Annotated in this window: 11 protein-coding genes; 4 read left to right on the forward strand and 7 right to left on the reverse strand. The window is 31.4% G+C overall.

Annotation, left to right across the window (positions count from 1 at the left end):
* Positions 1-10: 10 nt before the first annotated feature.
* The gene (locus tag L1S33_RS05460; RefSeq protein ID WP_240561541.1) at positions 11-925 is read left to right on the forward strand and encodes a geranylgeranylglycerol-phosphate geranylgeranyltransferase; all 915 of its coding nucleotides are present in this window, start codon (positions 11-13) and stop codon (positions 923-925) included.
* A gap of 73 nt (positions 926-998) precedes the next feature.
* Positions 999-1,835, forward strand: a complete 837-nt coding sequence (locus L1S33_RS05465) for a pseudouridine synthase (protein ID WP_240553130.1) — start codon at positions 999-1,001, stop codon at positions 1,833-1,835.
* 57 nt (positions 1,836-1,892) lie between these two features.
* On the opposite strand, the gene L1S33_RS05470 is transcribed toward L1S33_RS05465, so the two are convergent.
* The 4 genes from L1S33_RS05470 to L1S33_RS05485 form a co-directional block, all read right to left on the reverse strand.
* Positions 1,893-2,597 carry a hypothetical protein gene (locus L1S33_RS05470; protein WP_240561542.1) on the reverse strand — a complete coding sequence of 235 codons (705 nt, stop codon included), beginning with the start codon at positions 2,595-2,597 and terminating at the stop codon, positions 1,893-1,895.
* Between the two features lie 143 nt (positions 2,598-2,740).
* Complete coding sequence (locus L1S33_RS05475; protein WP_240553126.1) at positions 2,741-3,154, reverse strand: hypothetical protein; 414 nt, start codon at positions 3,152-3,154, stop codon at positions 2,741-2,743.
* Positions 3,155-3,379: 225 nt separating this feature from the next.
* Positions 3,380-5,872, reverse strand: a complete 2,493-nt coding sequence (locus L1S33_RS05480) for a zinc-dependent metalloprotease (RefSeq protein WP_240561543.1) — start codon at positions 5,870-5,872, stop codon at positions 3,380-3,382.
* A gap of 194 nt (positions 5,873-6,066) precedes the next feature.
* Positions 6,067-7,971 carry a CocE/NonD family hydrolase gene (locus tag L1S33_RS05485; protein WP_240561544.1) on the reverse strand — a complete coding sequence of 635 codons (1,905 nt, stop codon included), beginning with the start codon at positions 7,969-7,971 and terminating at the stop codon, positions 6,067-6,069.
* 64 nt (positions 7,972-8,035) lie between these two features.
* On the opposite strand from L1S33_RS05485, the gene L1S33_RS05490 reads away from it, so the two are divergent.
* On the forward strand, positions 8,036-8,776 hold the full coding sequence (locus L1S33_RS05490; protein ID WP_240561545.1) for a DJ-1/PfpI family protein: 741 nt from the start codon (positions 8,036-8,038) through the stop codon (positions 8,774-8,776).
* 18 nt (positions 8,777-8,794) lie between these two features.
* A complete protein-coding gene (locus L1S33_RS05495) occupies positions 8,795-10,747 on the forward strand; it encodes a YgiQ family radical SAM protein (RefSeq protein ID WP_240553120.1) in 1,953 nt (650 codons plus the stop codon).
* 25 nt (positions 10,748-10,772) lie between these two features.
* On the opposite strand, the gene L1S33_RS05500 is transcribed toward L1S33_RS05495, so the two are convergent.
* The 3 genes from L1S33_RS05500 to L1S33_RS05510 form a co-directional block, all read right to left on the reverse strand.
* Complete coding sequence (locus L1S33_RS05500) at positions 10,773-12,221, reverse strand: FAD-dependent oxidoreductase (protein ID WP_240561546.1); 1,449 nt, start codon at positions 12,219-12,221, stop codon at positions 10,773-10,775.
* Positions 12,221-13,042 carry a class I SAM-dependent methyltransferase gene (locus tag L1S33_RS05505; RefSeq protein ID WP_240561547.1) on the reverse strand — a complete coding sequence of 274 codons (822 nt, stop codon included), beginning with the start codon at positions 13,040-13,042 and terminating at the stop codon, positions 12,221-12,223. Before L1S33_RS05505 ends, L1S33_RS05500 begins: the two co-directional genes overlap by 1 nt.
* 74 nt (positions 13,043-13,116) lie before the next feature.
* Positions 13,117-14,247, reverse strand: a complete 1,131-nt coding sequence (locus tag L1S33_RS05510) for a PepSY-associated TM helix domain-containing protein (RefSeq protein ID WP_240561548.1) — start codon at positions 14,245-14,247, stop codon at positions 13,117-13,119.
* Between the last annotated feature and the right edge of the window lie 12 nt (positions 14,248-14,259).

Below are 14,259 nucleotides of genomic sequence, written 5' to 3' on the forward strand. Positions count from 1 at the left end.
ATTTGTAAGTATGAATGCTACTAAGCAAACATCTATATTTTACAAAATTTTCAGTTTACTATCTGTTGTAAGAGGTTACAACATTTTAGTTTTAATTGCAGCGCAATACTTAGCAGCAATTTTTATTTTTTCATCTAAGAATTCCTTAAAAAGTGTCTTGTTCGATTGGCATTTACTGTATTTAGTAATAGCTTCAGTTTGTGCGGTTGCAGCAGGTTATATTATTAATAATTTTTATGATGATAAGGCAGATAGAATTAACAAACCGATAAAAACCAACTTAGATAATTATGTAAGACAAGAAACAAAATTGTCTTTATATTTCTTTTTAAATTTCCTTGGTTTTTTCTTTGGTTGGTTAGTTTCTTGGCGAGCAGCTTTGTTCTTTTCTGGTTACATTTTTTGTATTTGGTTTTATTCACATAAATTAAAAAAGTACCCTTTTATTGGATTGTTATCTGCAACAATACTAACAATTTTACCTTTTTTTGTAGTTTTTGTACATTATAAAAATTTCTCTAAAATAATTTTTGTTCATGCTTTTTTCTTGTTTTTAGTAATTATGATAAGAGAATTGATAAAAGATTTGGAAAACATTAAAGGAGCAATTGCTAACAATTATAATACGTTTCCCATAAAATACGGAGAACAAAAGACAAAACAATTTGCAATTTTATTACTCTTTTTAACATTAATTCCTGTTGTATTTTTATTAATAAATCCAGCAATTAGCGGTATGAAATATTACTTTTATATGGCTATGCTTACTTTGATGTATGTAGGTTTTTCTCTTGTAAAATATACGCAAACTAATCAATATAGAAAGTTACATAATATCTTGAAAATACTCTTGTTAATAGGAGTTTTTAGTTTAATTTTTATTGATACATCATTACTTTTAGAAAAGGTAATTGACAAATTATAATATTCATTATTAAAAGGTTACCCTTCAATCTTAAATAAAGTACTATCTTTGCACGCATTTTAAAAACAAAAAAATGGATTCAAAGAATAACTCGTCGAGAGGACGACAAGCTGGTAAGCGCAACAATCCTCAAGCAAAAAAAAGATTTCAAAACACAACTTCTAAGCCAAAAGCTAAACCGCAAGCTCAAAAAAGTGAGACTTCTGGTATAAGACTTAACAAGTATATTTCTAACTCTGGTATATGTTCTCGTAGAGAAGCAGACACGTATATAGAACATGGAAGTGTAACTATTAATGGTAATTTAGTTACAGAAATGGGACATAAAGTACAACCTGGAGATGAGGTTCGTTTTGATGGTTCTTTAATTTCTATTGAGCAAAAACGTTATATTTTATTAAACAAGCCTAAAAACTATATTACTACTATGGACGATGATCGTGGTAGAAGTACAGTAATGGATTTGGTTGATAATGCAACAAAGGAAAGAATTTATCCTGTTGGTCGTTTAGACAGAAATACTACTGGTTTATTATTGTTTACAAATGATGGTGAATTAGCAAAAAAATTAACGCATCCAAAACACGATGTTCGTAAATTGTACCATGCTTCTTTAGATAGAAAGTTAGATTTAAAAGATTTACAGAAATTACGTGGAGAAGTAGTTATTGAAGGAAAGAAGGTTTTTATTGACGCTGTAGAATATGTTCAAGGACAAAAGAAAACAGAAGTTGGTATCGAAATTCATTCTGGAAGAAACAGAATTGTACGTAAAATATTTGAACACGTTGGTTATAAAGTTGTAAAGTTAGACCGAGTAATTTTTGCTGGTATGACTAAAAAGAATTTACCTCGTGGACGTTGGAGAGAGCTTACAAAATTAGAGTTAAGTAACTTACAGATGATATAAAAAACAAAAAAATCCCGAACGCAGTTCGGGATTTTTTTATTTCTAATAGTTCAGATTCTATTTGTTGTAGTTAGTATATGCGTCATTTATAATCAGATTGTTTTGATTTATAAACGATTCAATTTTTTTCATTGCATCTTCTGAGTAAATATAAAACCAAATTTGTCCACTGTAATGAAACGAACAAATTGTTTTTAAAGTTTCTGAATAAAAAAAACTATAACCAAAATAGTTTGATTGTATTAAGTTAAAATAATCGGGCAACATTTTTTTTAATTCTAAATAATCAGAGACTATTATGCCTCCATTATATTTTTCTTTTCCGATGAATTTTTTTAAACTAGAGTAAGACTTTTTAGTGGAAGGATGATGTCCTGTAATTTTTTCATGAAACCATGATAAATTGAATAATGGAATAAAAGTAAACTCAATTTTATGTTCTTTCATTAACGAAGCCATAACCTCGGTTAAATAGATGATTTCATCTTTATTTGAAGGTGAATCGATCACGATTGTAGAAGTCATTTCAAAATCAACTTCTTTAATTTCATCTGTTATTTTTTTGTACTCGGTAATTTCTCTATCAAGTAAAGAGTTTAGTTCATTTTGTGAATAAAATCGAAAACTGTCAGTTTTTTCGTCATAATATTCGCCTTCTTTTCTTTCAGCAATTTCAGAAGGATATCTTGTTTTCTGCCATCCAGATATGAATGAAGCAAATACTTGATCTTTAAAGACTTCTTTTCTCTTGATATATTTCATCTTGTGTATTAACTACGTTTATGTATAACAATAGTTGCGAGTTTGTATGCGAGGGTTTTCCGAAGGAAAATCAGACGTAGCAAACCTGCAACGACCTTTGGTTAAGCCCAAAATTGAGCGATTATTTTTATACATTGTTAGCTTTAGTTTTTTATTTCAGACGTTTCATTCTTTCCGAAAATATTATTTTTTATTTTCTGATAGGCTGCAATTCCAACAACAACTTGTAATAAAAAAACAAAAATTATTGAAAAACCAATTAGTATCAAATACAAATCAGGTTTAATTCCTTTGAAATATATAAATCCAATCATAATAAGAGCCATATATGCAAATGACCTTTTATTTGGATATGGAATCATTCTTTTTAAAGTTCTATTTTCAAATTCAAATAAGAAATATGGTGAATAATAGTCCGCATAATTTTCCGGTTTGTAGCGTATTATATATTCATTATTTTTTTTCCATTTTGTAGAGATTGATGAGCCATTTTCCAAAAAAACTTTTTTAGTTTCTCCTAGTTGAGAAGGTTTAAATTCCATTGAAATATGATTCATTTTAGCGGATTTCATTTAATTAAAGCTAAACTCGTTATATCTTAACTTTTACTGCTGATATCCCATAAATAAAACAGGATAAGAAAAGTTTTTAGTTGTCGTTATACTGTAAATATAACTTTTTTCTACAGTAATACAAAGAGCTATTCTATTTATGGAAAATTGTTATAAAACAAAAAATCCCGAGCAATTTGCTCGGGATTTTTTTTATGTATTTAGGAAACCTTATTTAGGATCTAAAATTTCTTCAATTCTTTCAACCACATCTTGCAAGTGGTATCTTGTAAGTGTGTTTGGAGCAGTTGCAATAGCTCTTTTAGTATCACGCTTAATTCTGTTTAATTCACCTCTAACAACAGGTTTGATGTCAGATAAAGTAGCGTTTACATTAGTTTGCTTAAAATATCCTGCATTTGCACCTCTTTGGCTTTTTAAAGTCATTAATTTACCTAATCTATCAATATGTGCTCTTTGTAAATTTCTTCTGTAAACATCTATAGATTTTCTAGAATATAATTCAGACCATACGCCTTTACGTAAGTCAGTCATTAAACTTAAAATTGAGTATGCTTGAGTTCCATTTAAAGTTTGGTTTTCAACCATTCTTGTTAATCTACCTGGCTTTAATAATTTAGATAATGCTCCAGACTGCATTCCCATAATTCTGTCTCCAGAACCTGAAAATTGAGTTTTATTAAAAATGTTATTATTTAACATCCAAGTTGGCGTTGTAAATAATTCCTTATTTAAAAATGCAACAGCTCTTTTTTGCTTTTCTGTGGCAACATGGGTATAAACAGCTCCTTCTTGGTCAGATGTTTTAAAGTTTTCATAAACACCACCAACATTAGAAGCTACGTGTCCCATATAACGGTTAAATTGACTTAATACTTGACCGTACATTGTTTGTAATTCGTCATAGTTTTCACCTTTTTCAGAAGTCCATTCTTCTAATCTTGGTAAAATTCTTTTTAAGTTTCTAATTCCGTAATCACTTGCACGCATTGCATCATCACCTAAATCTTCAGTTTGAGAACTTGGGTCAATTACATTTCCTGCTTGTTGATGACCAAATCTGTATTTAGCATCACCTGCATGTTTTAAAATCCAGCTATCTAAAACTGGTTTTTCGTTGTCAGTATCTAAAATTGGACGATATCCCCAAGAAATTGCGTATTTGTCATAAATACCAATATTTGGCATTAAAGCAACACCTTTATCTTCTGGTTGTGCTATGTAGTTAAAACGAGCATAATCCATAATTGATGGAGCAGTTCCAAATTCTTTTGTAAATGCTGCAGAACGTAAAGATTCAACAGGATATGCAACAGAACTTCCCATGTTATGAGGTAAACCTAGCGTATGACCAACTTCATGAGAAGATACAAAACGAATTAAACGTCCCATTACTTCTTCTTTAAATTCGTTGCTACGCGCATCAGGATTAATTGCTGCGGTTTGTATAAAGAACCAGTTGTGTAATAAAGTCATTACATTGTGGTACCAGTTAATATCAGATTCTAAAATTTCTCCAGATCTTGGATCACTAACATGAGGTCCGTTTGCATTTGGAATTGGAGAAGCTAAATAACGTACAACAGAATAACGTACGTCTTCTGGAGACCATTCTGGATCTTCTTCTTTTGTAGGTGGAGTTTTAGCAATAATTGCATTTTTAAAACCAGCTGCTTCAAAAGCAACTTGCCAATCTTCAATACCTTGTTTTATGTATTTAACCCACTCTTTTGGAGTTGCTCTATCTATATAGTAAACAATTTGTTTTTTTGGTTCAACTAATTCACCACTGTTAAATTTAGCTAAATCTTCATCTTTAACTTCTAAACGCCATCTATCTAAAAAAGTAACAGATTTACTTTTTTGGGCTTTTAAACCATAATCGGTTTGAGAACTTGTAAACCATCCAACACGCTCATCGTGGTAACGTCTTTTCATTGGTACTTTAGGAAGTAAAATCATTGAGTTGCTTAATTCCATAGAAATAGAACCTACACTTCTGTTTGAAGGAGGAGCAGAAGAAGCATACGTTTTTACGTGGCGAACTTCAATATTTTCTGGGTAACTGCTAATTCTTTCAATAAAAGAACGCTCTTTATCCATTCTTGTTGCTTTGTAACGCTTTCTACTTCTATCAGGAAAACCTAAAGCTTTAACATCTGTAGTAAAAAGTGTTGTAGCATCTATTACAGTTGCTGTAGAGTCTTTACTAAATGCTTTAATAGGAAAGCTGAATAAGATAGGCTCAAAATTAGAGTTTACAACAGCTTCATGTACAGGTAAAATTGTATCAGCTACAACATTATGAGAAACTACTCTTAGTAATACTCTTTTTCCTTTTTTCTGCCAACGTAATACTTGTGTGTTTTGTTTTCCACCACCAAAACCAAGTCCGCTTGCTGTTTTAGCAATTCTAGTTACCATTAACATTTCTCTTTCTAATAAAGAGTCTGGTATTTCGAATAAATATTTTTCGTCTTTTGTATGTACTTTAAAAAGACCTTCATCTGTAGTATGGTCTTTAGTAACAACTTTTCCATAAGGCTGAATTTCGCCTTTTTTAGGTTTAGCAGCAGGTTTTTTTACTTCAGTTTTTTTGTCGTCTTTTTTATTTTTCTTTTTTTTCCTTTGAGCTTCAGCGTCAAGGGAAAAACTAAAAGCAAAGACAACTATTAATAGCTGTGAGATTAGTTTTTTAGACATGTGTATATTGGTTATTTGAATTAGCTCACGAAGTTAAGTAAACATGTTATGCGCACTTCTTAATGAAATGTTAAAGACATTGTTAAAGTTTATTGTTTCTCAAGAAAAAAATAAAACTAACCATATAAAAAGGAGTAATAGAAAGATGTTCTATTACTCCTTTTGGTTGTTAAATAGTAAGTAACTTTATAAAATTACTTTAAAACTGAAAACTCAATACTCGAATCTGTAAAAACCGAATGTGTTTGTGTTTTAAAATCTTTTTCTTCAGCTTTAAAAATGTTGTCCACATATGTTTGTGGATTCAAATCAATTAAAGGAAACCAAGTACTTTGTACCTGTATTTGTAATTTATGTCCTTTTTTAAAGGTGTGAAAAACATCTTGTAATTTAATATCTACACCTGTTTTCTTATTTGGCGTAAATGGTTTTGGATGCTCAAAACTTTCTCTAAAACGTCCTCGCATAACTTCACTTCTAACCATTAAATGATAATTACTCATTTTTAAGTGATCTTGTAATTTGTCGTTATTTTCTTTGTAGTCTGAAGGATGCACATCAATAACTTTAACAATCCAATCGGCTGCAGAACCCGTTGTTGCTACTTTTAATTTAGCTAAAATATCTCCAGCTAGCGTATAATCTTCCGTTAAAACATCGGTTTCAAAAACTAAAACGTCTGGTCTTCTTGCCGCAAAACGCTGGTCATCTGTCATATATTTACGTGGTGTAAAAACAGTTTTAATATCTTCTGAATACGGAACTGGGCGTTTTATATCACTTATGAATTTAATAGCATTTGATGATTTTTTTGTTGAAGTTAATTCTTGATTATCCGATAAAAACATAGCTTCTTTAACTACATTTTTTGGAGGCCAAGCATCGTAACTTTTCCACTCTTTTCTACCAGAATCATACACATACGCTTCAGGTAAACCAGAATTTTTATCACCTTTTCCTTTTAAGAAATGGTTAAAGAATTTTGTTTCTATTTCTTTCTGAAATTTCAATGAAATTGAATCTCCAAAGTAATAATTTCCAACTGAGTTTTTTACACCAGAACTAGCCCATTTTCCATGGTCCCAAGGTCCAAAAACCATTGTGTTGTAGTTGTCTTTTCCATGTTTTTCAATTCCTTTATAAGTTTCAAAAGGTCCGTATAAATCTTCAGCATCAAAGAAACCACCAACAATCATAGTTGCTACAGAAGATGGCACTTTATCCATATGCTGAATAATTCCTTTACTTTTCCAAACTTCATCATAATTAGGATGTTCTACTATTTCTTTCCAGAAAAAATCGTCAATTCTATCTTTGTTCTCAACCGTTTTTACGTCTAACTTTTCATATTGAAAATATTCGTTAAGGTTAGATAAAGGTCCTTTGTCTAAGAAAAATTGATATTGATCTTTCGTATTCATTTTAGGAAAAGAATACCAAGCAGAATCGGTTGGCGTGTCTTTATAGGTTCCGAATAAAGAAACGGCTCTAAAATAACTTAGTAAAAATGCACCATTATGATGAAAGTCATCAAAAAAGAAATCGCCAATACAGGCTTGTGGAGATGCTGCTTTTAATGCTGGATGCGCGTCAATTGCAGAAACTGTAGCGTAATGACCAGGATAAGAAATTCCCCAAGTACCAACATTTCCGTTATTGTTTTCTACATTTTTCACTAACCAATCAATTGTGTCGTAAGTATCTGAAACTTCATCAGATTGTTTTTCGGTTTTATTCGGAATATAAGCACGCATATTATCGTACACACCTTCACTCATCCAGCGCCCACGAACATCTTGGTAGACAACAATATTTCCTTCTTTCATTAAATGAACATTCGGGCCAATTTTAGTTTTCATTCCTTCGCCGTAAGGTCTAGAACTATACGGAGTTCGTTGCATTAAAATAGGATATTTTTTACTTGTATCTTTTGGAGAATAGATTGTTGTGTGGAGTTTTATTCCATCTCGCATGGTAATATCTACTTCAGTTTTTGTGTAGTTATCTACCACATACGTGTCTTTTTTTTCTTCTTTAGTAGTTTTTGTACAACTAATAAATAGTGTAATTGTAAGAATTGAAAGAAATATTTTTTTCATTAAATAGGAAGTTTAGTTTGGGATAAAGTTACTATTTTTAATTTTTATTTTAAATACTACTTTTATGAAACAAATTATATATTTTTTCTTGTTAATTTTTCTTTTTAGCTGTCAATCTAAAAAAGAAAGCAATGATGCATCGAAACAAAGTAAACAAGAGAAAATTTTTCCGAAGTTGGAAAAAGATAGATACAATGTTGCTTTTTTAATAATGGACGGAACTTTTAATACAGAATTAACTGCGCCTTTTGATATTTTTCAGCACACTATTTTTAGAGAAAATATAAAAGCAATGAATGTTTTTACAGTTGCAAATACCGATAAACCAATCACCACTTTTGAAGGAATGCGTATTCTGCCAGATTATAATTACTTAAAAGATTCGCTTCCAAAGATTGATATTTTGGTAGTTCCTTCTGCAGAACATCATTTAGATACCGATTTAGAAGATACCGCAATGATTCAGTTTGTTCAGAGAGTTGATAAAGAAGCGGAGTTTGTTACTTCGCATTGCGATGGCGCATTTGTATTGGCAAAAGCTGGTGTTTTAGAAGGGAAAGTATCAACAACATTTCCTTCAGATATTGATAAAATGAGAGCTACTTTTCCAACTTTAGATATTAGAAAAGAAGTGTTATTTGTGCATGACGGAAAATATATTACTTCCGCCGGAGGCGCAAAATCTTTTGAAGCAGCTCTGTATTTGTGTGAATTTTTATACGGAAAAGAGGTTGCTAAATCGCTTGCAGGCGGTTTGGTAATTGATTGGAATGTAAATAAAGTTCCGCATTTAATAGTAAAATAATCGTTGTACCTTTGTGGCGTGAAATTAAGACGAACATCCGATTGGTTACCAACTACCGCCAAAGAAGTAAAACTTAAAGGTTGGGAAGAACTAGACGTAATTCTATTTAGTGGAGATGCGTATGTAGATCATCCTTCTTTTGGACCTGCTGTAATTGGCCGTATTTTAGAAAGTTATGGTTTACGTGTGGCAATTGTGCCGCAACCAAGTGTAAATGATAACCTTCAAGATTTTGAAAAGTTAGGTAAACCACGTTTGTTTTTTGCTGCAACTGGTGGTTGTATGGATCCAATGGTTTCCAACTATACTGCAAGTAAAAGACGTAGAGATAAAGATGCATATACGCCAAATGGTGATAAAGGTTTTAGACCCGATTATGCAACGTCTGTTTATTCTAAAATACTAAAAGAAAAATTTCCAGATGTTCCTGTTTTAATTGGTGGTATTGAAGCCTCTTTAAGACGTGTAACGCATTATGATTATTGGTCTGATAAGTTGTTGCCAACCATTTTAGAAACGTCTCAAGCAGATATGTTAGTCTACGGAATGGGAGAACAACCTTTGCGAGAAATTGTAGAATTGTTACAAAAAGGTGTTCCGTTTTCAAGTTTAAAAAACATTAAACAAACTGCTGTTTTAATTGATAAGGATGAAGCACTTCCGAAGCATAAAAGTTGGGAAGATGTAGAAATTATTTCGCACGAAGTTTGTTTATTGAATAAGAAGAAATTTGCTTCAAACTTTAAAGTAATTGAGCAAGAATCTAACAAATTACATGCGCGTAGAATTCTGCAAAGAGTAGGAGATAAGCAGTTGGTTATAAATCCGCCATTTCCTACAATGACTGAAGCAGAAATTGATGCTTCTTTCGATTTGCCTTACACACGTTTACCGCATCCAAAATATAACAAACGAGGACCAATTCCTGCGTTTGAAATGATTAAGTTTTCTATAAACATTCACCGTGGATGTTTTGGTGGTTGTAGTTTTTGTACAATTTCTGCACACCAAGGAAAATTTATTGCAAGTCGTAGCCAAGAATCTATTTTAAAAGAAGTAGATACAGTTGCGCAAATGGACGATTTTAAAGGGTATTTATCTGATATTGGCGGACCTTCTGCAAATATGTACAAGATGAAAGGAAAAGTGCAATCTATTTGCGACAAATGTGTTGCGCCAAGTTGTATTTCTCCAGTAATTTGTAGTAATTTAGATACTTCTCATAAACCTTTAACGGAATTATATCAAGCAGTTGATAAACATCCGAAGGTTAAAAAATCTTTTATTGGAAGTGGAATTAGACATGATATGTTGGTGCCAGAATTCAATAAAAATGCAGATCCAAAAGAGTTAGATGCATATACTGAAGAGGTAATGACTAAACACGTTTCTGGGCGATTAAAAGTGGCTCCAGAACATACTTCTGATCCAGTTTTAAAGTTGATGCGTAAACCATCTTTCACCTATTTTCATAAGTTTAAAGAGCGTTTTGATAGAATCAATTTTAAGAAGAAATTGAACCTACAATTAATTCCGTATTTTATATCTAGTCATCCAGCAAGTGAAGTAGAAGATATGGCAAACTTAGCTGCAGAAACTAAAGATATGGGTTTCCAGTTAGAACAAGTACAAGGTTTTACGCCAACACCAATGACGGTTGCTACGGTAATTTATTATAGCGGTTATCATCCATATACTTTAAAGCCTACAAAAACTCCTAAAACTAAAAAGGAAAAAGAAGATCAACACAAATTTTTCTTTTGGTATAAAAAGGAAAACAAACAGTGGATTAAAGATAAATTAAACGCTGTTGGCCGTACAGATTTATTACAAAAGCTTTTACCAGAAGATAATTCTTGGAGAAAAAATAAAGGCGCTAAAAACGCTAAAAACACGTTTGATGATGCTGTTCCTTTTAATAAAAGGAAAAAGAAAGCTACAAGAGGTTCTTCTAAGAAGAGAAGAAGGTAAAGCGACTATTCATTTTGGTGGTTTTTTAAGATTCCCGATGTTTCCCTCTTGGGCCATCGCCTTTTTTTAGTACAACTTCGGAATGCAATAATTTTGCAGCTTCAGCAGAACTTTTCACTTTAGAAGCACTTCGTTGTATCATTTCTGATTCAAAATCAGTTAGTACACTTTTTCGGATTCCAATTTCTTTCCATTTAGATAAAGAATTGCAGTTTTTTGCAATTCCGCGAGCTAAATCTAAAGCATCTAATAAAGCTTGATTTGCACCTTGGCCTTTAAATGGACTCATTGGGTGCGCAGCGTCTCCAATTAATGTTACTTTATGTCCTTTTTCTAATTGTTCTGGTTGTAATAAATCACGGTCATAAACTGGATAACCAGAAATTTGTGTTTCTTTTGTTGCTGCTACAATTTCAGGAATAGGACTGTGCCATTGTGTTCTTTTTTTAGCTTCCTCTTTAAGTGCTTTTGTACCTTTAATATTTAGGTTTTTAGCTTCCTCTTCAGAAATAGGAAAACTTAATTGCCACATAATATTTTCCGAATCGTACGGCATCATATAGATTCTTTCAAATCCGTTTGCAGTTTGAAATACGGTTGCAGAATCTAACAATGGACTTTCAATGTTTTCTAATTCTTTTAGCGGACAAATTCCTAAAATTACTATACAGCCTAAATAACGAAGAGGAGAAGTTTGTTCATCAATAAGAAATTTTCTTACGGTACTTCTAATTCCGTCAGCTCCAACTACTAGATTTGCTTTGGCCGTTTTTATTTCATCATTTACTTGAAATTTCAATTCAATATTCTCGTTGTTATTTTCCTTAAAACTTATTAATTGATGTCCCCATTTTATTGATTTACTTTCACCAAGTTGCTTCAATAAAGCTAAACGCAAAGATTGTCTTGCAATATGGATATTTTTGTGTTTTGGAGATACTTTGTCTTCCGATCTTCCCCATTTTCTAATTCCCCATTCTCCAATAATTTTTCCTTCGGAAGTATGTACAATATGTTTTGTTGAGGTTATTCCTTTTTCTAGTTTTATAATTCCCAAACCTGCCATTGCTTTGCTGGCTTGTTGTAAGGTAAGTCCATAGCCTTGAGAACGTGTATTAAAGTCACGGTCTCGTTCATAAAGTGTAAACGGAATTCCGCGATGTAAACAAGCTACTGCGAGCGCAATGCCTCCAATTCCGCCACCAATTATAGCAATATTTGGGTAGTTTTTTGTGTCAATTAAAGGTTTTTGTTTAGAAAGAGTTAATCCTGAGCCGTTACATTTAGCACACGTTTGTAATTGACTTTTAGGAGGGATAGGAGCAGTTCCTTCTGAATTAGATTTTTTAAATTTTTCTAATTCCGCTTTATAGTTCAGTCTTGACTTTTTAGAAAGACGTTGCTTTTTTTTGCCAAAACCTTTACAGTTTTTGCAAATAACCCAAAAATTATCTTTGTCCTTAATTTCGCTCACTATTTTTTTACTGCTATCATCATATGTGGACTAAAAGGTAATAAATACTCATCGTTTTGAGTGAGGTTTTGTAATGCTTTTAAAGTTTTAGATTTTTGTTTATCAATCATATTTGCAAAATACTCGTTATCCAACCATATTATTCCTTCAACAGCAAAAATATTTATAAAGTTTAAATCTTGTTCTAAAAACTCGGCTTTTAAACCTGCTGGTTTGTGGTAAAAAGCATCAGCTAATAAAAACGGAAAATCTTTTGGGGCATTGTGAATTCCTGTAGTTAATTCTTTTTTACACATGTCAAAAAAGGAGTTGGCATGAATCATCCCATTCATTAAACCAACAACTGTTGATGCTGTTGCGTTTATTGCAAATCCTAAAATAATTCCGCCTTTTTTTAGTACTCTTTTAGCTTCTAAAATGGCAGTAACTCTATCTTCTCTTTTTTGTAAATGGTATAAAGGGCCGTGTAGAATTACTAAATCTGCAGTATTGTTTTCAAAAGGTAATTTTTTGGCTTCACCAATTGTAACAGAAAATGGGTTTTGTAGTTTTTTGGCTCTTTTTTCAGCTAATTTTATGTGTTTTAAAACAGGTTCAACTAAATGAACTTTGTGATCTTTTTTAGCCAACCATTCGCTGTATTTTCCAGTTCCGCCACCAACATCAATAATTGTAGTGTTTTTCTTAGAAATATGAAGTTGAATGAGTTCTTTAATTCGTTCAAATTCAAAAATACCCATTCCTTTTTCTAGTCGGGTTTCTTCTGAAGCTTTGTTGTAAAAGTTTTCTAATTCTTTACTTATAAGTGTACCTTTTTTCACCTTAAAAATTTAAGATATAAAAGTAATAAATAAAATAAGAGAAATTAGGTTCTATGTAAGAAGAAGTTTAGACGCTAAGATTTAACTACAGGCTTCTTTTTATATTTTCTTCCATACCATAATAAAATACCAGTAACAGGTAATGTTGCTGTTAGTAAGCTAATAATAAAAGCGATTATTTTTCCTGTAATTCCACCAATTGCACCAATATGAATATCATAATTCATTCTTAATATTTTATCAGGAATCGTAGCATTTTTATACTTTCCATAAATAGCTTCTGATGCTATTTCTTTTAAGGAGTTTTGGTCAAAAAAGCGAAAATCTGAATCATAAAATAACCCTTTACTATTTGACACTTCAACATAAATACTTTCTTCTTTATCCTTTGGATAATGTAATTCAAAACCTTCTGCATTTGGGCTTTCTTTTTGTAGAATTGGTATTAGCAAATCAATTGGTTTAGTTGTATTAGATATTGCAATTGAATCTATATTTTTTGGAATTTCAAAAAACACCTCTTTTTTTCCACCGGTAGATTTGTATACAACGTATTTAAGCCAATTATAAGACATAATTGAACCTGTAAAAGCAATAACTAAGGCTAAGGAACAGATGTAAAAACCTGTAACTGTGTGTAAATCGAAATTTTTACGTTTCCATTTTGTGGTTTTTTTCCAATCGAATTTTAAACGTTGTTTTAAGTTTTTACGCTTCTTAGGAATCCATAAAATAAAGCCAGAAATAATTATTAGAACAAAAATTAATATAGATGCACCAACAACTTGTTCTCCAATTTCTTTTGGCAACCAAACACGCATGTGTCCTTTTAAAATAAATGCAAAAAAACCTGTTGTATGATTATCTACTTGAATAATTTTTCCAGAATAAGGGTTTATAAATACACTTTGGTAAAATTCTGGTTCCGCATCATAAAAAATAACTTCTACAGCGTCAGTTTTCTTTTTAAATAAGGTTCCATGGACTGTGTTTTCTGGAAAAACAGTTAAGGCAATTTCTTTAGCTTTTGTAACGGTAATTATTGCTGTTTCTTCTGGTGTTACTGTTTTATAGTCATCATATAAACTTTCAATTTCTTCTCTAAAAGCCCAACAACAGCCTGTTATAGCTACAATAAAAACGATAATACCAGTTGCTAATCCTAGTATTTTATGAAGTTGAAAAATGAGTTTCTTTGTTTTCATATTATTAATTTT

Source organism: Tenacibaculum aquimarinum, assembly GCF_022478115.1.
Taxonomy (GTDB): domain Bacteria; phylum Bacteroidota; class Bacteroidia; order Flavobacteriales; family Flavobacteriaceae; genus Polaribacter; species Polaribacter aquimarinum_A.